22 protein-coding genes are annotated in these 23,497 nt (G+C 55.3%); 12 read left to right on the top strand and 10 right to left on the bottom strand.

What is annotated here, in order from left to right:
• The first annotated feature begins 57 nt into the window (after window positions 1-57).
• From murC to mutT, 9 genes are all read left to right on the top strand, one after another.
• On the top strand, window positions 58-1,533 hold the full coding sequence (gene murC, locus BH712_RS10590) for a UDP-N-acetylmuramate--L-alanine ligase (RefSeq protein ID WP_006810113.1): 1,476 nt from the start codon (window positions 58-60) through the stop codon (window positions 1,531-1,533).
• Entirely contained in the window at window positions 1,526-2,446 is a 921-nt protein-coding gene (locus BH712_RS10585; RefSeq protein WP_006810112.1) for a D-alanine--D-alanine ligase, read from the top strand. The genes murC and BH712_RS10585 overlap by 8 nt, the downstream gene beginning before the upstream one ends.
• A gap of 1 nt (window position 2,447) precedes the next feature.
• Window positions 2,448-3,290, top strand: coding sequence for a cell division protein FtsQ (ftsQ, locus tag BH712_RS10580; protein WP_006810111.1), 843 nt, complete (start codon window positions 2,448-2,450; stop codon window positions 3,288-3,290).
• Window positions 3,287-4,543 (top strand): cell division protein FtsA, encoded by a 1,257-nt coding sequence (ftsA, locus tag BH712_RS10575; protein ID WP_003856340.1) that lies wholly within the window; start codon window positions 3,287-3,289, stop codon window positions 4,541-4,543. Before ftsQ ends, ftsA begins: the two co-directional genes overlap by 4 nt.
• A 62-nt stretch (window positions 4,544-4,605) precedes the next feature.
• Complete coding sequence (gene ftsZ / locus BH712_RS10570) at window positions 4,606-5,757, top strand: cell division protein FtsZ (protein ID WP_003856338.1); 1,152 nt, start codon at window positions 4,606-4,608, stop codon at window positions 5,755-5,757.
• 101 nt (window positions 5,758-5,858) lie between these two features.
• Window positions 5,859-6,776 (top strand): UDP-3-O-acyl-N-acetylglucosamine deacetylase, encoded by a 918-nt coding sequence (gene lpxC / locus BH712_RS10565; protein ID WP_006810110.1) that lies wholly within the window; start codon window positions 5,859-5,861, stop codon window positions 6,774-6,776.
• 279 nt (window positions 6,777-7,055) lie between these two features.
• The gene (gene secM, locus BH712_RS10560) at window positions 7,056-7,559 is read left to right on the top strand and encodes a secA translation cis-regulator SecM (protein ID WP_006810109.1); all 504 of its coding nucleotides are present in this window, start codon (window positions 7,056-7,058) and stop codon (window positions 7,557-7,559) included.
• 58 nt (window positions 7,560-7,617) lie between these two features.
• The gene (gene secA, locus BH712_RS10555; protein ID WP_006810108.1) at window positions 7,618-10,323 is read left to right on the top strand and encodes a preprotein translocase subunit SecA; all 2,706 of its coding nucleotides are present in this window, start codon (window positions 7,618-7,620) and stop codon (window positions 10,321-10,323) included.
• A gap of 57 nt (window positions 10,324-10,380) precedes the next feature.
• Window positions 10,381-10,773 (top strand): 8-oxo-dGTP diphosphatase MutT, encoded by a 393-nt coding sequence (mutT, locus tag BH712_RS10550; RefSeq protein WP_006810107.1) that lies wholly within the window; start codon window positions 10,381-10,383, stop codon window positions 10,771-10,773.
• Window positions 10,774-10,807: 34 nt separating this feature from the next.
• Here the strand turns inward: mutT and yacG are convergent, their stop codons facing one another.
• Genes yacG through coaE form a run of 3 tightly spaced genes read right to left on the bottom strand, consistent with a single transcriptional unit; the run spans window position 10,808 to window position 12,375 of the window.
• Complete coding sequence (gene yacG / locus BH712_RS10545; RefSeq protein ID WP_006810106.1) at window positions 10,808-11,002, bottom strand: DNA gyrase inhibitor YacG; 195 nt, start codon at window positions 11,000-11,002, stop codon at window positions 10,808-10,810.
• A 9-nt stretch (window positions 11,003-11,011) separates the two neighbouring features.
• The gene (gene zapD, locus BH712_RS10540; RefSeq protein ID WP_006810105.1) at window positions 11,012-11,755 is read right to left on the bottom strand and encodes a cell division protein ZapD; all 744 of its coding nucleotides are present in this window, start codon (window positions 11,753-11,755) and stop codon (window positions 11,012-11,014) included.
• Window positions 11,755-12,375: a dephospho-CoA kinase gene (coaE, locus tag BH712_RS10535; protein WP_006810104.1), complete on the bottom strand. Its 621-nt coding sequence runs from the start codon at window positions 12,373-12,375 to the stop codon at window positions 11,755-11,757. Before coaE ends, zapD begins: the two co-directional genes overlap by 1 nt.
• Window positions 12,376-12,603: 228 nt before the next feature.
• On the opposite strand from coaE, the gene BH712_RS10530 reads away from it, so the two are divergent.
• Entirely contained in the window at window positions 12,604-13,647 is a 1,044-nt protein-coding gene (locus BH712_RS10530) for a GMP reductase (protein ID WP_006810103.1), read from the top strand.
• 33 nt (window positions 13,648-13,680) lie between these two features.
• Here BH712_RS10530 and hofC read toward each other — a convergent pair whose 3' ends face one another.
• From hofC to nadC, 4 genes are all read right to left on the bottom strand, one after another.
• Complete coding sequence (gene hofC / locus BH712_RS10525; protein ID WP_006810102.1) at window positions 13,681-14,865, bottom strand: protein transport protein HofC; 1,185 nt, start codon at window positions 14,863-14,865, stop codon at window positions 13,681-13,683.
• The gene (gspE, locus tag BH712_RS10520; RefSeq protein WP_006810101.1) at window positions 14,855-16,234 is read right to left on the bottom strand and encodes a type II secretion system protein GspE; all 1,380 of its coding nucleotides are present in this window, start codon (window positions 16,232-16,234) and stop codon (window positions 14,855-14,857) included. Before gspE ends, hofC begins: the two co-directional genes overlap by 11 nt.
• A 12-nt stretch (window positions 16,235-16,246) precedes the next feature.
• Window positions 16,247-16,684, bottom strand: coding sequence for a prepilin peptidase-dependent pilin (gene ppdD / locus BH712_RS10515; RefSeq protein WP_006810100.1), 438 nt, complete (start codon window positions 16,682-16,684; stop codon window positions 16,247-16,249).
• Between the two features lie 174 nt (window positions 16,685-16,858).
• Entirely contained in the window at window positions 16,859-17,752 is an 894-nt protein-coding gene (gene nadC, locus BH712_RS10510) for a carboxylating nicotinate-nucleotide diphosphorylase (protein WP_032673651.1), read from the bottom strand.
• Between the two features lie 87 nt (window positions 17,753-17,839).
• Between nadC and ampD the strand changes: the two genes are divergently transcribed.
• Together ampD and ampE are read left to right on the top strand one after the other, a co-directional pair.
• Window positions 17,840-18,403, top strand: a complete 564-nt coding sequence (gene ampD, locus BH712_RS10505) for a 1,6-anhydro-N-acetylmuramyl-L-alanine amidase AmpD (protein ID WP_006810098.1) — start codon at window positions 17,840-17,842, stop codon at window positions 18,401-18,403.
• Window positions 18,400-19,254 (top strand): beta-lactamase regulator AmpE, encoded by an 855-nt coding sequence (gene ampE / locus BH712_RS10500; protein ID WP_006810097.1) that lies wholly within the window; start codon window positions 18,400-18,402, stop codon window positions 19,252-19,254. Before ampD ends, ampE begins: the two co-directional genes overlap by 4 nt.
• 18 nt (window positions 19,255-19,272) lie before the next feature.
• Here ampE and BH712_RS10495 read toward each other — a convergent pair whose 3' ends face one another.
• The 3 genes from BH712_RS10495 to aroP all read right to left on the bottom strand — a co-directional run bounded on the left by BH712_RS10495 (window position 19,273) and on the right by aroP (window position 23,166).
• Window positions 19,273-20,223, bottom strand: a complete 951-nt coding sequence (locus tag BH712_RS10495; protein WP_006810096.1) for a glycoside hydrolase family 43 protein — start codon at window positions 20,221-20,223, stop codon at window positions 19,273-19,275.
• Window positions 20,224-20,233: 10 nt separating this feature from the next.
• Window positions 20,234-21,631: a glycoside-pentoside-hexuronide (GPH):cation symporter gene (locus BH712_RS10490; protein ID WP_006810095.1), complete on the bottom strand. Its 1,398-nt coding sequence runs from the start codon at window positions 21,629-21,631 to the stop codon at window positions 20,234-20,236.
• Between the two features lie 164 nt (window positions 21,632-21,795).
• On the bottom strand, window positions 21,796-23,166 hold the full coding sequence (gene aroP, locus BH712_RS10485; RefSeq protein ID WP_006810094.1) for an aromatic amino acid transporter AroP: 1,371 nt from the start codon (window positions 23,164-23,166) through the stop codon (window positions 21,796-21,798).
• Window positions 23,167-23,497 lie beyond the last annotated feature (331 nt).

Genomic DNA, 23,497 nt, shown 5'->3' with positions numbered 1-23,497 from the left:
CTCGCAGCGCGTGTTGCGCTGCACGATTTTTTTGAAGTAGTCGATGGCGTTTAGAGAATGAATACACAACAACTGGCAAAACTGCGTTCTATCGTGCCCGAGATGCGTCGCGTCCGGCACATTCACTTTGTCGGCATCGGTGGTGCTGGCATGGGCGGTATTGCCGAAGTGTTAGCTAACGAAGGTTATCAGATCAGCGGGTCTGACCTGGCGCCAAACCCTGTTACGCAGCAGCTGGCGTCGCTGGGGGCGACTATCTATTTCAATCATCGCCCGGAAAACGTGAGCGATGCGAGCGTGGTTGTGGTGTCCAGCGCGATCTCTGCGGATAACCCGGAAATCGTTGCGGCGCATGAGGCGCGTATTCCGGTGATCCGTCGCGCGGAAATGCTGGCGGAACTGATGCGTTTCCGTCACGGCATTGCGGTGGCCGGTACGCACGGCAAAACCACCACAACAGCGATGGTCTCCAGCATTTATGCGGAAGCGGGTCTCGATCCGACATTCGTCAACGGTGGTCTGGTGAAAGCCGCTGGCGTACACGCGCGTCTGGGCCACAGCCGTTATCTGATTGCAGAAGCGGATGAGAGCGATGCGTCGTTCCTGCATCTCCAGCCGATGGTGGCGATTGTCACCAATATCGAAGCTGACCATATGGATACCTACCAGGGCGACTTCGAGAACTTAAAGCAGACCTTTATCAATTTCCTGCACAACCTGCCGTTCTATGGCCGTGCGGTGATGTGCGTGGACGACCCGGTTATTCGCGAGCTGCTGCCGCGCGTCGGGCGTCAAATTACGACCTACGGCTTCAGTGAAGACGCTGATGTACGCGTAGAAGATTATAAGCAGGTTGGTGCGCAGGGGCATTTTACACTGGCACGTCAGGATAAAGAGCTTCTGCATGTGACCCTGAACGCTCCGGGACGTCACAACGCTCTCAATGCGGCGGCGGCGGTGGCTGTTGCGACAGAAGAAGGCATTGACGATGAGGCGATCCTGCGCGCGCTGGAGAGTTTCCAGGGGACGGGCCGTCGCTTCGACTTCCTCGGTGAATTCCCGCTGGAGCCAGTAAACGGTAAGCCTGGCACAGCGATGCTGGTTGACGATTACGGTCACCACCCGACCGAAGTGGACGCAACCATCAAAGCGGCACGCGCGGGTTGGCCGGAAAAGAATCTGGTCATGATCTTCCAGCCGCACCGTTACACGCGTACTCGCGATCTGTACGACGATTTTGCCAACGTGCTTTCGCAGGTTGATACCCTGCTGATGCTGGATGTGTATGCCGCGGGTGAAACGCCAATTCCGGGCGCGGACAGTCGTTCTTTATGTCGTACCATCCGCGGACGCGGTAAAGTGGATCCTATTCTGGTTCCCGACCCGGCGCAGGTAGCTGAAATGCTCGCCCCGGTCCTGACAGGTAACGATCTGATCCTGATTCAGGGCGCGGGAAATATCGGCAAAATCGCCCGTACCTTAGCTGAAATCAAACTGAAGCCGCAAACTCAGGAGGACGAGCGTCATGGCTGATAAGATTGCTGTCCTGTTTGGCGGCACTTCCGCTGAACGCGAAGTTTCCCTGAATTCGGGCGCTGCCGTGCTGGCGGGCCTGCGTGAAGGTGGCGTAGACGCGCACCCGGTTGATCCGAAAGAGGTGGACGTTACGCAACTGAAAGCGATGGGCTTCGATAAAGCCTTTATCGCGTTGCACGGTCGCGGCGGTGAAGATGGCACGTTACAGGGGCTGCTGGAGCTGATCGGTATGCCGTATACCGGCAGCGGCGTAATGGCATCGGCCATCTCCATGGATAAGCTGCGCAGCAAACTGCTGTGGCAGGGCGCGGGTCTGCCCGTTGCGCCATGGGTTGCACTGACGCGTCGTGAATTTGAATTGGGCCTGTCGGACAGCGTTAATACACGCATTGCGGCACTGGGCTTACCGGTTATTGTTAAGCCGAGCCGTGAAGGGTCGAGCGTGGGAATGTCTAAAGTTGATAAAGCTGTAGATTTGGCTGACGCTTTAGCACTGGCATTTCAACATGATGAAGAAGTTCTGATTGAAAAATGGCTTAGCGGACCCGAATTTACCGTCGCGATGCTTGGCGAAGAAATTTTACCGTCAATTCGCATCCAACCCGCCGGAGTCTTCTATGATTATGAGGCGAAGTATCTCTCTGATGAGACGCAATATTTCTGCCCAGCTGGTCTTGAAGCAGCACGTGAGGCCGAATTACAGTCTCTGGTGCTTAAAGCCTGGAATGTTCTGGGATGTCGTGGCTGGGGACGCATTGACGTGATGCTTGACGGTGACGGGCAATTTTATCTGCTGGAAGCAAATACGTCTCCGGGTATGACCAGCCATAGCCTTGTGCCGATGGCGGCGCGTCAGGCGGGAATGAGCTTCTCGCAATTAGTCGTACGTATTCTGGACCAGGCGGGCTGATATGTCTCAGGCTGCATTGAACACGCGCAACCGCGATGACGAAGAAGAATATTCCTCTTCGCGCCGGAGTAATGGAACGCGTCTTGCAGGGATCATCTTCCTGCTCGGGGTGCTGTGCACCGTGTTTATCAGCGGCTGGATGGTGCTGGGCTGGATGGAAGACGCGCAGCGGTTGCCGCTGTCGAAGCTGGTGGTGACCGGGGAGCGTCACTACACGCGTAATGATGATATTCGCCAGTCGATTCTGGCGCTTGGGTCGCCTGGCACCTTTATGACGCAGGACGTCAACATTATTCAGAGTCAGATTGAACGTCTGCCGTGGATAAAACAGGCGAGTGTCAGAAAGCAATGGCCTGATGAATTGAAGATTCATCTGGTTGAATATGTGCCGATTGCGCGTTGGAATGATCAGCATATGGTTGACGTAGACGGAAATTCGTTCAGCGTCCCGAGCGATCGTGTCAACAAGCAGAATTTACCGATGTTGTATGGCCCGGAAGGCAGCGAAAACGAAGTATTGCAGGGTTTTCGTGAGATGGGGCAGGTGCTGGCTAAGGATCGCTTTACGTTAAAAGATGCTGCGATGACGGCGCGCCGTTCCTGGCAGTTGACCTTAACGAATGGCATTAAGCTCAATCTTGGCCGTGGCGACACAATGAAACGTCTGGCGCGATTTGTAGAACTTTACCCGGTTTTACAGCAGCAGGCGCAGGCGGATGGCAAACGGATAAGCTACGTTGATTTGCGCTATGACTCAGGCGCAGCAGTCGGTTGGGAGCCGGCTCCGGTCGAGGAACCTAATCAGCAACAAAATCAGGCACAGGTACAGGCAGAACAACAATGATCAAGTCGACGGACAGAAAATTGGTAGTAGGACTGGAGATTGGCACCGCGAAGGTTGCCGCTTTGGTAGGGGAAGTTCTGCCCGACGGTATGGTCAATATCATTGGCGTGGGCAGCTGCCCTTCCCGTGGTATGGATAAAGGTGGGGTAAACGACCTTGAGTCGGTGGTGAAATGCGTTCAGCGCGCCATCGACCAGGCTGAATTGATGGCAGATTGCCAGATTTCCTCTGTCTATCTGGCCCTTTCTGGTAAGCACATCAGCTGCCAGAATGAAATCGGTATGGTGCCGATTTCCGAAGAAGAAGTGACGCAGGAAGACGTGGAGAACGTTGTCCACACGGCGAAATCCGTGCGTGTTCGCGACGAGCACCGTGTGCTGCATGTGATCCCGCAGGAATACGCGATCGACTACCAGGAAGGCATCAAGAATCCGGTCGGTCTGTCGGGCGTGCGTATGCAGGCAAAAGTGCACCTGATCACATGTCACAACGATATGGCAAAGAACATTGTAAAAGCCGTTGAACGTTGTGGCCTGAAAGTTGACCAACTAATTTTCGCCGGTCTTGCCGCGAGCTACTCCGTACTGACCGAAGACGAACGTGAACTGGGCGTCTGTGTGGTCGATATTGGTGGTGGTACAATGGACATGGCCGTGTATACCGGCGGTGCGCTGCGCCACACCAAAGTGATCCCGTACGCCGGGAATGTGGTAACCAGCGATATCGCTTACGCCTTTGGTACGCCACCGAGCGATGCAGAGGCGATTAAAGTGCGCCATGGTTGCGCGCTGGGCTCTATCGTCGGCAAAGACGAGAGCGTTGAGGTGCCGAGCGTAGGGGGGCGACCGCCGCGCAGCCTGCAACGCCAGACGCTGGCAGAGGTAATTGAGCCGCGTTATACCGAGCTGCTCAACCTGGTCAACGAAGAGATTTTGCAGTTACAGGAACAGCTTCGCCAGCAGGGTGTGAAACATCATCTCGCGGCGGGGATTGTATTAACCGGCGGGGCAGCGCAAATTGAAGGTCTTGCGGCCTGCGCTCAGCGCGTGTTCCATACGCAGGTGCGTATTGGTGCGCCGCTGAATATCACCGGTTTAACGGATTATGCTCAGGAGCCGTACTATTCAACGGCGGTGGGCCTGCTGCACTACGGGAAAGAATCCCATTTAAGTGGTGAGGCAGAGGTGGAAAAACGCGTCTCGGTGGGGTCGTGGGTCAAACGACTTAACACCTGGTTGCGAAAAGAATTTTAATTTTTTAAGAGACCGGAGAGAATTAGCGGTCTCGGGCGACAGGCACAACGGAGAGAGAGATTATGTTTGAACCTATGGAATTAACCAACGACGCGGTGATTAAAGTCATCGGCGTCGGTGGCGGCGGCGGTAACGCCGTAGAGCACATGGTGCGCGAGCGCATTGAAGGTGTTGAATTCTTCGCGGTGAACACCGATGCGCAGGCACTGCGTAAAACGGCTGTTGGCCAGACGATTCAGATCGGTGGTGGCATCACCAAAGGTCTGGGAGCAGGGGCTAACCCGGAAGTGGGCCGCAACGCGGCTGAAGAAGATCGTGAAGCGCTGCGCGCTGCACTGGACGGTGCAGACATGGTCTTCATCGCAGCGGGTATGGGCGGCGGTACAGGTACCGGTGCAGCACCTGTTGTGGCGGAAGTCGCTAAAGATTTAGGTATTCTGACCGTTGCTGTCGTGACCAAGCCTTTCAACTTTGAAGGCAAGAAGCGTATGGCTTTCGCGGAGCAGGGTATCACCGAGCTGTCCAAACACGTGGACTCTCTGATTACCATCCCGAACGACAAACTGCTGAAAGTGCTGGGTCGCGGTATCTCTCTGCTGGACGCCTTTGGCGCGGCAAACGACGTGCTGAAAGGCGCGGTTCAGGGTATCGCTGAACTGATTACCCGTCCTGGCCTGATGAACGTTGACTTTGCAGACGTTCGCACCGTGATGTCCGAGATGGGCTACGCGATGATGGGCTCTGGCGTGGCAAGCGGTGAAGACCGTGCGGAAGAAGCCGCTGAAATGGCGATCTCTTCTCCACTGCTGGAAGATATCGATCTGTCTGGTGCGCGCGGCGTGCTGGTCAACATCACCGCTGGCTTTGACCTGCGTCTGGATGAGTTCGAAACCGTGGGTAACACCATCCGTGCATTCGCCTCTGACAACGCGACCGTCGTGATCGGTACCTCCCTTGACCCGGAAATGAACGACGAACTGCGTGTGACCGTTGTGGCCACCGGTATCGGTATGGACAAGCGTCCTGAGATCACCCTGGTGACCAATAAACAGACTCAGCAGCCGGTGATGGATCGTTACCAGCAGCACGGCATGGCGCCTCTGACTCAGGAGCAAAAACCGGCTGCGAAAGTGGTGAACGACCCGACTCCACAAACGGCAAAAGAGCCAGATTATCTGGATATCCCGGCGTTCCTGCGTAAGCAAGCTGACTAAGAATTGGCTGGAATTTGGGGATTTGCGCTCTTTGTGCTAAACTGGCCCACCGTTAGTGATATACACTCTCGGTTGGATAGTTAATTTGGCGAGATTATACGATGATCAAACAAAGGACACTTAAACGTATCGTTCAGGCGACGGGTGTCGGTTTACATACCGGCAAGAAAGTCACGCTGACGTTACGCCCTGCGCCGGCCAATACCGGGGTCATCTATCGTCGCACCGACTTGAATCCACCGGTAGATTTTCCGGCCGATGCCAAATCTGTGCGTGATACTATGCTCTGTACTTGTCTGGTGAACGAGCATGACGTGCGGATTTCTACCGTAGAGCACCTGAACGCCGCCCTGGCGGGTCTGGGTATCGACAACATTATTGTTGAAGTCGATGCGCCAGAGATCCCGATTATGGACGGGAGTGCTGCTCCGTTCGTTTATTTGTTGCTGGATGCCGGCATCGAAGAACTGAACTGCGCGAAGAAATTTGTTCGCATTAAAGAGACCGTTCGCGTCGAAGATGGCGACAAATGGGCTGAATTCAAACCGTACAATGGTTTCTCGTTGGACTTCACCATCGATTTTAACCATCCGGCGATTGACTCCAGCACCCAGCGCTATGCGATGAACTTCTCTGCGGATGCGTTTATGCGTCAGATCAGCCGAGCACGTACCTTCGGCTTTATGCGTGATATCGAATATCTGCAATCCCGCGGCCTGTGCCTGGGCGGCAGCTTCGATTGTGCCATCGTTGTTGACGATTATCGCGTACTGAACGAAGACGGCCTGCGTTTTGAAGATGAATTTGTTCGTCACAAAATGCTGGACGCGATCGGCGACCTCTTCATGTGTGGTCACAATATCATTGGTGCCTTTACCGCGTTTAAATCCGGTCATGCACTGAACAACAAACTGTTGCAGGCAGTCCTGGCAAAACAGGAAGCCTGGGAGTACGTGACCTTCGAAGACGAAGCTGAACTGCCGCTGGCGTTCAAAGCACCAACTATGGTCCTGGCGTAACGGTTCACACCGTTTCGTAAGAAAAGCGACTGGTTCACCTGGTACTCTCTCCGACCAGGGAAGCCAGTCGTTTTTATTTCTACCCTTCTTTAATTGTCCCTCTCACCCTCGGCCTGTGTCGGGTGCCGAATAACGGTGTGTTCGCTGCATTATTGACCGTTTTTACCTGCTGCAAGGTGTCATTCCTGCTGCTGTATATTGGCTTTAGTGGTAATATCTGGGCGCTAAAAAAGAATAACTGAACTCAGCCTGCACTGGCGGGCGAACGTGGTGGAGCAAGTGAGCGGAATACTGACGCGCTGGCGACAATTTGGCAGACGTTACTTCTGGCCGCATCTCTTATTAGGGATGGTCGCGGCGAGTTTCGGCTTGCCTGTGCTCAGCAACAGTGCAGACGCGGCGACACCCACCCGTTCCAGCACCACCAAACACGATCTTACTACGCGGGTTAATTTTACTAATCTCGCATGGCTTGAAGCCAGCCGTCGTCCTAATTTCTCCGTTGATTACTGGCAGCAACACGCCATTCGCACGGTTATTCGCCATCTGTCGTTCGCGATGGCGCCGCAAACGATGCCTGTTGCCGAAGAGACGCTGCCGGTTCAGGCTCAGCATCTTGCCCTGCTCGATACGCTTAATGCGCTTCTGACGCAGGATAACCAGCCGCCTGTGACCGTGACTCAGACGGCGCAAACGGATTTTGTTTCCCCCGCATCCTTCTCTGTTTCGACATGGATTAGCCAGGTTCATGGCATCCGTGCCGGGCCACAACGCCTCAGCTAAATTAACCTTTTTCAATACCTTAATTTATCTGCCCGTCTGGGGCGTTTGAGAATTTATTATGCTAATCAAATTGTTAACCAAAGTTTTTGGTAGTCGTAACGATCGTACCCTGCGCCGCATGCGCAAAGCTGTGAACGTCATCAACGGTATGGAACCGGCGATGGAGAAGCTCTCTGATGATGAGCTGAAAGCGAAAACCGCGGAATTCCGCGCGCGTCTGGAGAAAGGCGAAACCTTAGAGAGCCTGATCCCGGAAGCCTTCGCCGTAGTGCGTGAGGCCAGTAAACGCGTGTTCGGCATGCGTCACTTCGACGTGCAGCTGCTGGGCGGGATGGTGCTCAACGAGCGCTGCATTGCGGAAATGCGTACCGGTGAAGGTAAAACCCTGACCGCAACGCTGCCAGCATACCTGAACGCGCTGACCGGTAAGGGCGTTCACGTTGTTACCGTCAACGACTATCTGGCGCAGCGTGACGCCGAAAACAACCGTCCACTGTTCGAATTCCTCGGTATGACCGTGGGCATTAACATGTCCGGCCTGCCGGCACCGGCCAAACGTGAAGCGTACAATGCGGACATCACCTACGGCACCAACAACGAATACGGCTTCGACTACCTGCGTGACAACATGGCGTTCAGCCCGGAAGAGCGCGTCCAGCGTAAACTGCACTATGCGCTGGTGGATGAGGTTGACTCCATTCTGATCGATGAAGCGCGTACCCCGCTGATCATCTCCGGCCCGGCTGAAGACAGCTCCGAGATGTACCGTAAAGTCGACAAAATCATTCCTCACCTGCTGCGTCAGGAGAAAGAAGACTCTGATACCTTCCAGGGTGAAGGCCACTTCTCCGTGGATGAAAAAGCACGTCAGGTCAACCTGACCGAACGCGGCCTGGTGAAAATCGAAGAGCTGCTGGTGGCTGAAGGCATTATGGAAGAGGGCGAGTCTCTGTACTCCCCGAGCAACATCATGCTGATGCACCACGTAACGGCCGCACTGCGCGCGCATGCGTTGTTTACCCGCGACGTTGACTACATCGTCAAAGACGGTGAAGTCATCATCGTCGATGAACACACCGGTCGTACCATGCAGGGGCGTCGCTGGTCCGATGGCCTGCACCAGGCTGTGGAAGCCAAAGAAGGCGTGGACATTCAGAACGAAAACCAGACGCTGGCCTCCATCACCTTCCAGAACTACTTCCGTCTGTATGAGAAGCTGGCGGGGATGACCGGTACTGCCGATACCGAAGCGTTTGAATTCAGCTCCATCTATAAGCTGGATACCGTGGTTGTGCCAACCAACCGTCCGATGATCCGTAAAGATATGCCGGACCTGGTGTACATGACCGAAGCGGAAAAAATTCAGGCGATCATCGAAGATATTCGCGACCGTACTGCCAATGGCCAGCCGGTACTGGTGGGGACCATCTCCATCGAGAAATCCGAAGTGGTGTCTAACGAGCTGACCAAAGCAGGCATCAAGCACAACGTGTTGAACGCCAAGTTCCACGCTAAAGAAGCGGATATCGTTGCGCAGGCGGGTTATCCGGCTGCCGTGACCATCGCCACCAACATGGCGGGTCGTGGTACCGATATTATGCTCGGTGGTAGCTGGCAGGCCGAGGTGGCGGAGCTGGAAAACCCAACCCCAGAGCAAATTGCGCAGATCAAAGCCGACTGGCAGGTGCGTCACGACGCGGTGCTGGCATCCGGTGGTCTGCACATCATTGGTACCGAGCGTCACGAATCTCGTCGTATTGATAACCAGCTGCGTGGTCGTGCGGGTCGTCAGGGTGATGCCGGTTCTTCCCGCTTCTACCTGTCTATGGAAGATGCGCTGATGCGTATTTTCGCCTCTGACCGTGTGTCTGGCATGATGCGTAAGCTGGGCATGAAGCCAGGCGAAGCCATTGAGCACCCGTGGGTCACCAAAGCGATTGCTAACGCCCAGCGTAAAGTGGAAAGCCGCAACTTCGATATTCGTAAGCAACTGCTGGAATATGATGACGTTGCCAACGACCAGCGTCGTGCGATCTACACCCAGCGTAACGAACTGCTGGACGTGTCCGACGTGAGCGAAACCATCAACAGCATTCGTGAAGATGTGTTCAAAGCCACTATCGACGCGCACATTCCACCGCAGTCATTGGAAGAGATGTGGGATATCGAAGGCTTGCAGGAACGTCTGAAAAACGACTTCGATCTCGAACTGCCAATCAAAGAGTGGCTGGACAAAGAGCCTGAGCTGCACGAAGAGACCCTGCGCGAACGTATTTACGAAACCGCGCTGGACGTCTACAAGCGTAAGGAAGAAGTGGTTGGCGCCGAGATGATGCGTCACTTCGAGAAAGGCGTGATGTTGCAGACGCTGGACTCCCTGTGGAAAGAACATCTGGCGGCGATGGACTACCTGCGTCAGGGTATCCACCTGCGTGGTTATGCGCAGAAAGATCCGAAGCAGGAGTACAAGCGTGAATCCTTCTCCATGTTTGCTGCCATGCTGGAATCGCTGAAGTATGAAGTCATCAGCACCCTGAGCAAGGTTCAGGTGCGTATGCCGGAAGAAGTGGAAGCGATGGAGCAGCAGCGCCGTGAAGAAGCTGAGCGTCTGGCACAGATGCAGCAGCTGAGCCATCAGACCGATGAAAGCGAAGCCGCAGCGGCAATCGCAGCGCAGACGGGCGATCGTAAGGTCGGTCGTAACGATCCGTGCCCATGCGGTTCTGGCAAAAAATACAAGGCGTGCCACGGCCGTCTGAGCTAAGAACATAACAAATTGAAAAGGCGCAGATATCTGCGCCTTTTTTATGGAAGTGACACCATGAAAACACTGCAAATTGCTGTCGGGATCATTCGCAACCCGAAAAACCAGATCTTCATAACCCAGCGTGCCGCCGATGCGCACATGGCTAACAAATGGGAATTCCCGGGCGGGAAAATCGAATCAGGTGAAACGCCGGAGCAGGCGCTGGTGCGCGAGCTTCAGGAAGAGGTGGGCATCACCCCGCTTGGCGCAACGCTGTTCGATAAGCTGGAGTACCAGTTCCCGGATCGTCACATTACGCTGTGGTTCTGGCTGGTGGAAAACTGGGAAGGTGAGCCCTGGGGAAAAGAGGGGCAGCCAGGTAGCTGGATTGAACTTCAGGCCAGCGATGCGGAAAAATTCCCGCCTGCCAATGAGCCTGTGATCCTCCGGCTGGTTGCCCAACCTTAGGCCTGCTAAGCGAAGCGCCAGCAGGCTTTGAACGTTATTGCTGGTTTTCGCTCCAGTCATCACTATCAGAGAGATCGCCTTCGCTCGGAATGCGTTTCTCTTCCGCCGCCCATTCGCCCAGGTCAATCAACTGACAGCGCTTGCAGCAGAATGGGCGAAATGGACTCACTTCACCCCAGACGACAGTTTTGCCACAGGTTGGGCAGCTTACGGTAGTTACGTCAGACATTGGCACTCCTTAACAACAGGCCAGTTCAAAATCGAGGCGTTCCGGCACGGTGCCATGTTCACTGTCCAGCGGCATAAAGCGGATCGCGAAACGGCTTTTATGTCCGGAAATTTGCGGGTAAAGCTGCTCGCCAAGAGACAGATTCAGACGCAGAAGATCGGCGTCGTCGCCGTTATCCTGATAGAAACCGTTGAGACTGGTTTGCTTGCGGAACGGGGCAGAGTTACGCACAAGATCGAGGATCAGCGATAACGTCTGATTCATCGGCTCCAGGCTGCTCAGCCAGCCGTTCACCTGGCGATCGCGCTGTTCCTGCGGCATGTGCAGCCACATATGCAGCGTCGGCAGGTCAAAGCTACAGCACCCGCCCGGTATGCTCAGGCGCTGGCGCACCAGCGCAATCAGACGGTCCTCACGTAAAAATTGCCCGACGCGCGGCGCGGCCATCAGCGTCGTGCTGCTGTTTTTCAGCTGCTGGCGTAAAGCGTCAATTCGACTTTGATCCACGCCCGGTACTTCGGCCCAGGCCTGTAACTTACGCTGCTGACGCTCCAGATCTTTCAACAGCTCAGTGCGGACATCGCCGCGTTCAATCACATCAAGCAGATCGCCCACGTTGCGGAAAAAATGCAACGCGGTGGCGTGATCGTTGACAGGCAGATGTTGTGAAAGCTGTTGAATAAGAAATTCTATGCGTAGCCAGGTACGCATTTTTTCGTTAAGCGGGTGCTCAAAAAGAATATGAGTCGACATTATGGTTTTTCCTGTGCAACGGCCTGCGCGGCGAAGGTCAGATACTGCGCGTGCAGACGAGCAACATCCGATGCAATAGCATCTGGTGCGCCGTTATTATCAATAACATCATCCGCAACGGCGAGGCGCGCTTCGCGCGTGGCCTGTGCGGCAAGAATTTGTTCTGCATGTTCACGCGAAACGTGGTCGCGGGTCATGGTTCGCTGGATTTGCGTTTCGGGTGCAACATCAATCACCAGTACCCGATCGGCTTTCTTATGCAGCTGATTTTCTACCAGGAGCGGAACCACCCACATCACATAGGGCGAACGGGCTGCGGCAATTTGACGCTGAGTTTCCTGATGGATAATGGGGTGGAGCAAGGCATTAAGCCAGGCCTTTTCCGAAGAATCAGAAAATATGCATTCACGCAGCTGGCGACGGTTCAGGGTACCGTCAGCCTGTATCACACGGCGACCAAAATGCGCTTCGATGGCGTTTAAGGCGGGTGTATTCGGTTCTACCACCTGACGGGCAATGATATCGGCGTCGATAATCGTGATGCCGAGACGAGCAAACGCGTGCGCAACGGTACTTTTACCACTACCGATGCCGCCGGTTAATGCGACGATATACCCCATTAAATCAGATCCTGGGAATTATTCATTTTTAAAATCAGTTGCTTAAAATTCAAACTTACAACAGCGAATGTTTAGTTCTCTTTACCCGCTTTTTACCAGGTAAATTTATAGGATTGTAGCGTAAAAAAAGAGAATTTCGCAGTCTTGCGGAGCAGGTATTAGTGCGTATGATAGCGTCACTGGAGTTGTGCTTTTAATATATTTGCCTCTAACCCCAGGAATCCGCACATGCGTATCGAAGAAGATCTGAAGTTAGGTTTCAAAGACGTTCTTATCCGCCCTAAACGCTCTACACTGAAAAGTCGCTCAGACGTTGAACTCGAACGTCAATTCACCTTTAAGCATTCCGGTCAGACGTGGTCTGGCGTGCCGATCATCGCGGCCAACATGGACACCGTCGGAACTTTCGAGATGGCGACCGCACTGGCGCAATTCGACATCCTTACTGCGGTACACAAACACTACAGCCCTGAGGAGTGGAATGCGTTTGTCGCCTCCGCCCCGGCTGACGTGGTGAAGCATGTGATGGTCTCGACCGGTACGTCTGATGCAGATTTCGAGAAAACCAAACAGATCCTGAACGCAAATCCGGCGCTGAATTTTGTCTGCATTGACGTGGCAAACGGTTATTCCGAGCATTTCGTCCAGTTCGTCAGCAAGGCGCGTGAAGCCTGGCCAAACAAAACCATCATTGCGGGCAACGTGGTGACCGGTGAAATGTGTGAAGAGCTGATCCTCTCCGGTGCCGACATTGTGAAAGTGGGTATTGGTCCTGGGTCCGTATGCACCACGCGCGTGAAAACCGGTGTGGGTTATCCGCAGCTGTCTGCGGTAATTGAATGCGCTGACGCTGCGCACGGACTGGGCGGCCAGATCATCAGCGACGGTGGCTGCACTATGCCAGGCGATGTCGCAAAAGCCTTCGGCGGCGGCGCTGACTTCGTGATGCTCGGCGGCATGCTGGCAGGCCACGAAGAGAGCGGCGGTACCGTCGTGGAAGAGAACGGCGAGAAATTCATGCTGTTCTACGGAATGAGCTCTGAATCTGCGATGACCCGTCACGTGGGTGGTGTCGCGAAATACCGTGCGGCGGAAGGCAAAACCGTTAAGCTGCCCCTGCGTGGTCCGGTTGAAAACACGGCGCGCGATATCCTCGGCGGTCTGCGTTCTGCCTGCACCTACGTTGGAGCTTCCCGCCTGAAAGAGCTGACCAAACGCACGACGTTTATCCGCGTTCAGGAGCAGGAAAACCGCGTATTTAATAGCCTCTGACGGCTACGGCTGGCGCGCGTTCGTGCGCCAGCATTACCCCGCACTCATTGCATCCCCCAGATGGAAAATCGGCAGATACATCGCCACCACCAGCGTGCCGATAATCAGTCCCGTCACGACCAGTAGCAAAGGCTCAAGAAGCGCCGCCAGATTGTCTGCCTGCTGAAATGTCTGTTCCGTATGGTGGCGGGCCAGATTCATCAGCATCACATCCAGTGAACCCGACACTTCTCCGGTGCGAATGAGCTGAATACACAATGGCGTAAAAACAGAGGCCTTCTGGAAGGAGGACCACACGGGCATCCCCTGTTCGATATCGCTGCGTATCCCGCGGATTTTGTCCTGCCAGTAGCCACGCTCAACGGTCTCTTCCACACTCTCCAGGCCTTGTAAAAAGGCAATTCCGGCCTGCTGGGTTAATGACAGCACGGTAAAAATCTGCCCCAGTTTTTGCCCGCGCGACAGCGTGCCCATTACCGGTACGTGTAACAAGACATACTGCCAGCGCGGATGCCGCCGCAGTTTACAGGCGAGGAGAATCATCACTACAAGCAGAGCCAAAAGGGTGAGGATGTGCGCCTGAACCAGGGCCGCCAGCCCCATGACTGCCTGCGTGAGCAAAGGGAGCGGGGTGTTAAACGTTTTGTAGATTGCAGCAAACTCCGGCAAAACCAGCGTCACCATCGCCAGCACCACGAAAAAGGCCAGCGTCAGGATGATCAGCGGGTAGCGCAGCGCTTTCTTCACCTTAGCATTTAGCTGCTGCTGAGATTTTTGCTGCTGCGCAAGCTGGCGACAGCACGCTTCAAGCTTTCCCGTCAGCTCACCCGTTTTTACCATCGAGACATAAAGTGGGCTAAACACGTCAGGCCATTTCTTCATGGACTCCGACAGGGCGCAGCCTTCGCTCAGGTCATCAGCAAGACTGTGCAGCAGCGCCTGCCACTGGTGTAAAGGATGCTGTTCCGCCAGCATGTGCAGGCTTTGGGACAGCGTGAGTCCGGCCTGTAGCAGCGTGGCGAGCTGGCGAAAAATATCGTAGCAGTGCTGCACCTGCCATCGGTGGCGCTGCTGGCAGCGGTTTAGCGCCAGCGGGTGCAGCTGTTTAAGCACCAGAGCCGTGTAAGCTGCGTCACGGTCTATGGCCCAGAGGGTGCCAGTTTGCACGTCCCCACCGGAGGTCAGGGCACGCCAGCGCCAGAGTGAATTAGCAGCCATCGGGCATTCCCAGGATACGCAACAGCTCTTCGAGCGTAGTCAGCCCTTGCTCCACGGCCATGCAGCCATGCTCAAACAAAGAGGTCATTCCCGCCTGACGTGCGCTGGATCCAATCACCTCCGTGCTTGCTCCGCTGGCAATGGCCTGCCGGAGTGTGTCGTCGATGACGAGCACTTCAAAAATGGCTACGCGACCATAAAAACCGTGGTAACAGCGATCGCAGCCGGTAGGTTGCCAGCGAGGAAGCGGCCGGGGCCACAACGCGCGCGGTAATTCGGTGTGGCGGCTGGCTTCCTGTCGGCAGTACGGGCATAACCGGCGCACCAGCCGCTGGGCAATCACCATTGAGAGTGCCGAGGAGATCATCCAGCGCGCGACGCCCATCTGTTGCAGCCGTACCAGCGTTTCAGTCGTTGAGTTAGTATGGAGCGTGGACAGCACCAGATGCCCGGTTTGTGCGGCCTTGATGGCAATTTCTGCCGTTTCGCCGTCACGAATTTCACCCACCATAATGATGTCAGGATCCTGCCTGAGCAGGGCGCGCAGCACGCTCTGGAAGGTCAGCCCCGCACGAGGATTAATCTGCGTCTGGTTTAAGCCTGCAAGCGGGATTTCAACGGGATCTTCCACGCTACAAATATTGACGTCAGGGGTATTTCGCGCCTGCAACGCGCTGTACAGCGTTACCGTTTTCCCGCTACCGGTCGGGCCGGTGACCAGAATTAACCCCTGAGGGCTGTTAAGCGCACCGGCAAAACGGGCCTGCTGGTCTGCACTCATCCCCAGCTGTTCAAGCTCCAGCGCTTGCTGCACCTGGTGAAGCAGACGAAGCACGATTTTTTCTCCACCGCTACAGGGAAGGGTTGCGATACGAAAAGAGACGGGGACGCTTGCCAGCTCCACCGTAAACTGACCGTCCTGCGGCAGGCGGCGCTCCGCAATATCCAGTTGGCCCAGCACCTTCAGGCGCGCGGCAAGCGTCGTACCGAGGGCGGCAGAGATCGGCGGTTGCGGGTAAAGAACACCGTCGATTCGCAAACGGATCTGGTAGCTGTGCTCCGTCGGTTCAATATGGATGTCAGACGCCCGCTGGTTTACTGCCTGCTGCAACGTTGTATTGAGCACATCAGCGGCTGAGTTTGGCGCTATGCCCGGCAGATGTGAGGATGAGGCGGACTGGAGCCGTTTTTCCATCCGTTCGGCCGTCCAGCACTCAATATCAATACGTTTCTGCGTGGCGAAGCGTAACGCCTCCATCAGCTCAGAGGCAGGATTACCCACCACCGCAATGCTGATCATATCGGTGTCGCTTGCGAGTAGCAGTGCGTGATGGCGCTGACAGAGCGTCATAAGCTGTTCGGTATTCATTGTCCACTCCTGTCAGTTGTTGTCGAAGCGGAAAACATCTTCACAGGCTTGTTTGAGCGCCGTGTCGGACGCAACTTTGCAGTCACGCGTCCAGCCCGTCATACCGTTACCGTCGCTCCAGATCGGTGTCATGAGCACTTCAAGCCCGTTAAGGCTTTCCTGCCCTGTTAACGATACGGTCCCCTTTGCCACGCTCATCGCTGAAACGTAACGTGTGGTTGCGGGCGAGGGGATGCCATTGGTGCCTGCGTCGCAGCGCTCCACGCCACCATGATCCAGGGCGCAAAGTTCTATGGCGGTGCGGTAGGGGATAAACGTTTGCAGCATATCGGTGAGCGCCGCTTTTCGCAGGTAGTTCTGATAGGCCGGGACGCCAATCGCGCTCAGGATGGCAATAATGCCAATGACCACCATTAGCTCAATCAGGGTAAATCCTTGTTGTCTGTTCATGTCTGCTCCTTACGTTAAGTGGCGCTACTGTGGCAGTGCCAGCGCGCAGAAACGAGGGGCAAAAGCGTGAACGTGAAGGGGCTTTCAGGGAAATGATTCAGTGTTGCAGTGAAGGACAGCGTAATTGCGAGCGGTTTCGTATTTCCCCTCTCCGGGCGGAGAGGGGAGGACAAATTATTTGAAGCGCATCGAGAGGTCGAGGGCGCGTACATGCTTGGTCAGAGCGCCAACGGAGATGTAATCGACGCCGGTTTCAGCAAATTCGCGGATGGTGTCGAACGTCACGTTGCCGGACACCTCAAGCTGCGCCTGGCCGTTTGTGCGTTTGACCGCTTCACGCATCTGCTCCGTGTTGAAGTTATCGAGCATGATGATGTCAGCCCCCGCTTTAATGGCCTCGTCCAGCTCCTCCAGCGTTTCCACTTCCACTTCGACCGGCACATCCGGATGCAGCCAGAAGGCTTTTTCCACCGCCTGACGCACCGAGCCAGAGGCAATAATGTGGTTCTCTTTGATCAGGAAGGCATCGGATAGCCCCAGACGATGGTTAGCGCCGCCGCCGCAGAGCACCGCGTACTTCAGCGCGGTACGCAGGCCCGGCAGGGTTTTACGGGTATCCAGCAGCTGGGTGCGCGTACCCGCCAGCAGGTCAACGTAGCGGCGTACTTCACTGGCGACACCAGAGAGCGTTTGCACAAAATTGAGTGCGGTGCGTTCGCCGGTCAGCAAGACGCGGGAAGGGCCGTCCAGCTCAAACAGTGGCTGATTCACCGTGACCGCATCACCGTCTTCAACGTGCCATGTTACCTGCACGTCGTTGCCCGCCAGCTGGGTAAAGACCTCTTCAACCCAGCGTTTGCCGCAGAACACTCCCGCTTCGCGGGTGATAATCACCGCGTGCGAGCGCGTCTCTTTTGGCAACAATTGGGCGGTAATATCGTTATCGGCGCTGACGTCGCCGCCGAGATCTTCTTTCAGGGCATGGGCAACGCTTGCCGGGATATCACTATTAATACGTTCCAGAAGCGCGTCACGTCGGTGGTCGGGGTTATAGCGGCGAGGCGGCATGATAAAACTCCAAATTGGTAACGAATCATAATATTGAAACATGCTACTCTGAACCGAGTAACAGCACCATAGATAAGGAGTTCCAGCATGTTGTTAGAAGACGGATGGCTGGTGGACGCGCGGCATGTACCGTCGCCGCACCACGACTGCCGCCCGGAGGATGAAAAGCCCACACTGCTGGTGGTTCACAATATTAGTCTCCCGCCGGGTGAGTTTGGCGGTCCGTGGATCGATGCGTTATTCACTGGAACGATAGATCCCGATGCCCACCCCTTCTTTGCTGAGATTGCGCATTTGCGCGTATCGGCGCACTGTCTGATCCGTCGTGATGGCGAAGTGGTTCAGTATGTTCCCTTTGATAAGCGTGCCTGGCATGCAGGCGTGTCGCTGTATCAGGGGCGCGAGCGCTGCAACGATTTCTCTATCGGGATTGAACTGGAAGGAACGGACACCACGCCTTACACCGATGCGCAGTATCAGAAACTGGTTGCTGTGACGCAAACGTTAATCGCGCGCTATCCCGCAATAGCCGAAAATATAACAGGGCACAGTGACATCGCCCCCGAAAGAAAAACCGACCCCGGCCCGGCGTTTGACTGGTCCCGGTTTCACGCCATGCTTACCACGTCGTCAGATAAGGAGATAACATGACGTTGTTTACCATGCTGCTGGTTATGATCGCTGAACGCCTCTTTAAGCTCGGTGAGCACTGGCATCTGGATCATCGGCTGGAAGTGTTATTCCGCCGCATCAGGCATTTTTCCATGCTGCGCACGCTGCTGATGACGGCAGGTGTGATGGCGATTACGTTTCTGCTCCTGCGCTCGCTTTATGGCCTCTTTTTCAACGTGCCGCTGCTGGTGGTGTGGATCCTGCTCGGCGTGTTGTGTATTGGTGCGGGCAAGGTGCGTTTGCACTATCACGCCTACCTTAAGGCCGCCTCCCGGGATGATGCCCACGCGCGCGGCGCGATGGCGAGCGAGCTGACGATGATCCACGGCGTACCGCCGGACTGCGATGAACGCGAGTTCCTGCGCGAGCTGCAAAACGCGCTGCTGTGGATCAACTTCCGCTACTACCTGGCGCCGCTGTTCTGGTTTGTGGTGGGCGGCCCGTGGGGACCGGTACTGTTGATGGGCTATGCGTTCCTCCGCGCCTGGCAGACATGGCTTGCCCGCTACCTGACGCCGCATGAACGTCTACAGTCCGGCATTGATGCCATCCTGCACGTGCTCGACTGGCTTCCGGTGCGTCTGGTAGGGGTTGTTTATGCTCTTATCGGCCACGGTGAAAAAGCGTTGCCCGCGTGGTTTGCTTCTCTGGCAGACCGCCATACCGCGCAGTATCAGGTGTTGACCCGACTGGCACAATTCTCGCTGGCGCGTGAGCCGCACACGGACAAAGTCGAAACGCCAAAAGCTGCCGTCTCGATGGCGAAGAAAACGTCGTTTGTGGTGGTGGTCATTGTGGCGCTACTGACGATTTACGGCACGCTGGTCTGAACCAGCGCGCCGAAGCCGTTACAGCGTATCCGCAGGCGGGATGCCGAAGTCAGGCATCCCGTTTTCGTCCCAGCGGACGAGCTTCATGCGAGTATGGCGATTCGGATCGTAAAGCGGATCGCCCTCTATTTCAGTGTAGTTTCGCGCGTGATAGACCAGCACATCGTCGCCTTCCGGCGTCTGCGTGAAGCTGTTATGGCCAGGCCCGTACTGACGGTTTTCGTAGCTGGTGACGAACACCGGGCGCGGGGATTTATGCCAGTTTGCCGGGTTTTGCGGATCGGCGCTTATCTCTGTCCACAGTAGCCCCATGCAGTAGTTTTCGTCGGTGGCGCTGGCGGAGTAGCTGATAAAAAGCTTATCGCCATGGAACAGCACCGCCGGGCCTTCGTTGACCCAGAACCCGCGACACTCCCAGTCAAATTCTGGTTTACTGAGCATCACCGGCTCGCCTTTCAGCGTCCACGGATTTTCCATTTCACACAGGTAAAGATTGGAGTTACCGGAAATGTCCGGGGCTTTTTGCGCCCACAGATACCAGCGTTTACCCTGATGAACAAAGGTGGTGGCATCCAGCGCGAAGGTGTCAAACGGGGTTTTGATTTGCCCTTTTTCCACCCACGTACCGGTGAGCGGATCGCGATCTGCGCATTCAATGGCGAACATGCGATGCTGGAACATCCCGAGCTGATCAAGCGCCTGGGTATGCGTGGCGGCAAAATAGATGTACCACTTGCCGTCAATGTGGTGCAGCTCCGGTGCCCAAATCAGCTGGCTCATCGGGCCGGTGTCGGGCTTACGCCAGACAACCACCTCTTTAGCGTCGCGTAAACCTTCCAGCGAGTCCGCGCGGCGGATCGCCAGCCGGTCATACTCCGGCACGGAGGCAATAAAGTAGTATTGTCCTTCGTGGCGCAGGATATACGGGTCGGCGCGTTGTTCAATAAACGGGTTGGGCCAGGTTTGCATTCGGCTTTCCTTATTTTGTCTCGACGGCTTTGAGTTCCTGATAATCGTTCAGTTCGCGATAGTTGGTGCGACGCTTTTCCAGATCGGACTGGATCATCTTCATGGTTTCGCGATCCACCTTCAGCAGACGTACTACGCCCGCGGTAATCAAGTATCCAATGCCAGGAATGACGGTAAAGAGCAGCACAATCCCGTTGATGGCGTCCGCGCTCTGCGCTTTTGCGCCTGCGTCATAACCGTACCAGGAGAGCAGGAAGCCCACCATCGCCCCGGCAATCGCCAGACCCAGCTTCAGGAAGAAGATGTTGCCGGAGAAGCTGATCCCGGTGATGCGTTTCCCGGTTTTCCACTCACCGTAGTCATCCACGTCGGCCATCAGGGACCAGTGCAGCGGGGAAGGGATCTGGTGCAGGATATTAAGCAGGAAATAGAGCACCACAATGGTGACGGTGGCTTTCGGGTCGAAGAAGTAAAAAGCGGTAGAAAAAATGGCCAGCACGATGTTGGTCCAGAAGAAGACCTTCAGCTTACACCAGCGGTCGGTCAGCACTTTCGCCAGCATACTGCCGAACATCATGCCGACAACGCCCAGGCTGATAAACAGCGTGGCGAAATGGGTGCTTTGCCCCATTACCCAGGTCACGTAATACATGGTGGCCGCCATGCGGATAAAGCCAGGACAGACGTTGCACAGCGTTAACAGCAGAATCCGCACCCACTGGTCGTTCTTCCACACGTCCTTCAGGTCGTTTTTCAGTTCGTCGTGGGTTTGCACCGCCGGACGCACGCGCTCACGCACCGTGGCGAAGCAGAACAGGAACATGCAGGTACCAATCAGCGCCAGCACGGTCATCGCCATCTGATAGCCTTTGGCTTTGTTGTCCCCTCCGAACCAGTCGGCCATCGGCAGGAGCGTTAGCGACAGCAGCAGCGTGGCGATACCAACCATTACAAAACGATAGGACTGGCAGGCAACGCGCTCTTTCGGGTCGTTGGTGATCACGCCGCCGAGCGAGCAGTACGGAATGTTGATGGCGGTATAGGTGAGTGACAGCAGGAAGTAGGTGACAAACGCATAGATAACTTTGCTGTTATAGCTCCACTCCGGCGTGGTGAACATCAGAATGCTGAACAGCGCGTAGGGGAAGGCAATCCACAGCAGCCATGGACGAAACCGGCCATATTTGCTGCGGGTCCGGTCGGCAATCGCGCCCATGATTGGGTCCGTTACGGCATCAATGACGCGTACGGACAGGAGCAAAACGCCAACCAGTGCAGGAGCCAGACCAAAAATATCCGTATAAAAATAGTTAACAAATAACATGATGGCGCCAAAGATAATGTTGCATCCGGCGTCACCCATGCCATAGCCGATCTTTTCTTTTACTGACAGTTTGTTGTTATTCATCGACAGCTCTCCGGGGTTCGGTATGGAGAGAATTATTCGCTGGCAAACGAATATATGCGTTGCAATATAAAGGCGGTGATATGGAGGATTTTGCTGTTGGCGCGAATTTGTGAGGAAGGTAACAAGACGCTGTACCCGCAACCGCGAGTACAGCGAGAAAACACTTAGTGCGCTTTCACCGTTTTGGCATTTTTCTGTTTCACCATATAGCCCACGCCGAGGATCGCAATCCAGACCGGGATCAGGTATACGGAAATCGCCATGCCCGGGGTGATGAGCATGATGATCAGCACAGCTGCCATGAACAGCAGGCAAACCCAGTTCCCCAGCGGATAGAGCAGGGCAGGGAAGCGGGTGGTTACGCCCTGCTGGTGCTTGGCACGGCGGAACTTGATGTGCGCGAGGCTAATCATCGCCCAGTTGATCACCAGCGCGGAAACCACCAGCGCCATCAGCAGGCCGAAGGCAGATTCCGGTGCCAGGTAGTTAATCAGAACGCACAGCGCCGTCACGACCGCCGACACGATGATGGTATTAACCGGTACGCCACGCTTATCAACGGTAAGCAGCGCTTTCGGTGCGTTGCCCTGTTGCGCCAGGCCGAACAGCATACGGCTGTTGCAGTAAACGCAGCTGTTATAAACGGAGAGCGCGGCGGTCAGCACCACGACGTTGAGCGCGTTCGCCACAAAGGTATCGCCCAGCTCGTGGAAGATGAGCACAAACGGGCTGGTATCCGCCGTGACGCGCGTCCATGGCAGCAGGGAGAGCAGGACTGCCAGGGAGCCTACATAGAAGATCAGAATACGATAGATAACCTGGTTAGTGGCTTTCGGGATGCTCTGCTCCGGGTTATCGGCTTCTGCGGCGGTGATGCCCACCAGCTCCAGACCGCCGAATGAGAACATGATGATCGCCATCATCATCACCAGGCCGGTCATGCCGTGCGGCAGGAAGCCGCCCTGTTCCCAGAGGTTGCGTACGGTTGCCTGCGGGCCGCCGTTTCCGCTGAACAGCAGCCAGCCGCCGAAGATGATCATCGCCACAACGGCAATCACTTTGATGATGGCAAACCAGAATTCCATCTCACCGAACACTTTTACGTTGGTCAGGTTAATGGCGTTGATAATAACGAAGAAGGCCGCCGCCGACGCCCAGGTGGGGATCTCGGGATACCAGAACTGGATGTATTTCCCGACGGCGGTCAGTTCAGCCATGGCAACCAGGACGTACAGCACCCAGTAGTTCCAGCCGGAGGCGAAGCCCGCGAAGCTGCCCCAGTATTTATAGGCGAAGTGGCTGAAGGAGCCTGCGACCGGCTCCTCAACGACCATTTCACCAAGCTGGCGCATGATCAGAAACGCAATGAAACCCGCAATCGCGTAACCCAGAATAATGCCCGGACCGGCCGACTGGATAACCGATGCACTGCCCAGAAACAGGCCAGTACCAATAGCACCGCCCAGGGCGATGAGCTGAATATGGCGGTTTTTAAGGCCGCGCTTTAGCTGATCGCCATGCTGTTGAGCTTCCATTTGAAACCTCGTGTGTGGTTGTTATGTTCACGCTGTGCGTGTGTAATTATGAAAGTCCATATTCTGTATTTATTTCTTTACGGTTAACGATACCGAAAAAAGCGGAGATGGCTTCCGTTAGCGCCAGAATAGTGATAAGTGCCAGCGAATGCACCTGCTTTATGAAGGGATGATGACGACTTGAATAAAAAGAAACCAATTGTAAATCGGTACGTTAACCCCTCCTACCCCAACCTATAGAATAGAAATGCGGCAGAAGAGGGTGAATTTTCATTTTTTGCCCTGTTGAATCGCTTCAGATTGCAAAAACCCTCGTTTCATTATGGTTAAA

It is taken from the genome of Enterobacter hormaechei ATCC 49162, assembly GCF_001875655.1.
Lineage (GTDB): Bacteria > Pseudomonadota > Gammaproteobacteria > Enterobacterales > Enterobacteriaceae > Enterobacter > Enterobacter hormaechei.
This window is presented reverse-complemented; position numbering and strand designations above follow the sequence as displayed.

Bases quoted from the DNA above. Each gene is read 5' to 3' on its own strand.
- murC (WP_006810113.1), top strand. From the start codon at position 58: ATGAATACACAACAACTGGCAAAACTGCGTTCTATCGTGCCCGAGATG.
- BH712_RS10585 (WP_006810112.1), top strand. From the start codon at position 1,526: ATGGCTGATAAGATTGCTGTCCTGTTTGGCGGCACTTCCGCTGAACGC.
- ftsQ (WP_006810111.1), top strand. From the start codon at position 2,448: ATGTCTCAGGCTGCATTGAACACGCGCAACCGCGATGACGAAGAAGAA.
- ftsA (WP_003856340.1), top strand. From the start codon at position 3,287: ATGATCAAGTCGACGGACAGAAAATTGGTAGTAGGACTGGAGATTGGC.
- ftsZ (WP_003856338.1), top strand. From the start codon at position 4,606: ATGTTTGAACCTATGGAATTAACCAACGACGCGGTGATTAAAGTCATC.
- lpxC (WP_006810110.1), top strand. From the start codon at position 5,859: ATGATCAAACAAAGGACACTTAAACGTATCGTTCAGGCGACGGGTGTC.
- secA (WP_006810108.1), top strand. From the start codon at position 7,618: ATGCTAATCAAATTGTTAACCAAAGTTTTTGGTAGTCGTAACGATCGT.
- mutT (WP_006810107.1), top strand. From the start codon at position 10,381: ATGAAAACACTGCAAATTGCTGTCGGGATCATTCGCAACCCGAAAAAC.
- yacG (WP_006810106.1), bottom strand. From the start codon at position 11,002: ATGTCTGACGTAACTACCGTAAGCTGCCCAACCTGTGGCAAAACTGTC.
- zapD (WP_006810105.1), bottom strand. From the start codon at position 11,755: ATGTCGACTCATATTCTTTTTGAGCACCCGCTTAACGAAAAAATGCGT.
- coaE (WP_006810104.1), bottom strand. From the start codon at position 12,375: ATGGGGTATATCGTCGCATTAACCGGCGGCATCGGTAGTGGTAAAAGT.
- BH712_RS10530 (WP_006810103.1), top strand. From the start codon at position 12,604: ATGCGTATCGAAGAAGATCTGAAGTTAGGTTTCAAAGACGTTCTTATC.
- hofC (WP_006810102.1), bottom strand. From the start codon at position 14,865: ATGGCTGCTAATTCACTCTGGCGCTGGCGTGCCCTGACCTCCGGTGGG.
- gspE (WP_006810101.1), bottom strand. From the start codon at position 16,234: ATGAATACCGAACAGCTTATGACGCTCTGTCAGCGCCATCACGCACTG.
- ppdD (WP_006810100.1), bottom strand. From the start codon at position 16,684: ATGAACAGACAACAAGGATTTACCCTGATTGAGCTAATGGTGGTCATT.
- nadC (WP_032673651.1), bottom strand. From the start codon at position 17,752: ATGCCGCCTCGCCGCTATAACCCCGACCACCGACGTGACGCGCTTCTG.
- ampD (WP_006810098.1), top strand. From the start codon at position 17,840: ATGTTGTTAGAAGACGGATGGCTGGTGGACGCGCGGCATGTACCGTCG.
- ampE (WP_006810097.1), top strand. From the start codon at position 18,400: ATGACGTTGTTTACCATGCTGCTGGTTATGATCGCTGAACGCCTCTTT.
- BH712_RS10495 (WP_006810096.1), bottom strand. From the start codon at position 20,223: ATGCAAACCTGGCCCAACCCGTTTATTGAACAACGCGCCGACCCGTAT.
- BH712_RS10490 (WP_006810095.1), bottom strand. From the start codon at position 21,631: ATGAATAACAACAAACTGTCAGTAAAAGAAAAGATCGGCTATGGCATG.
- aroP (WP_006810094.1), bottom strand. From the start codon at position 23,166: ATGGAAGCTCAACAGCATGGCGATCAGCTAAAGCGCGGCCTTAAAAAC.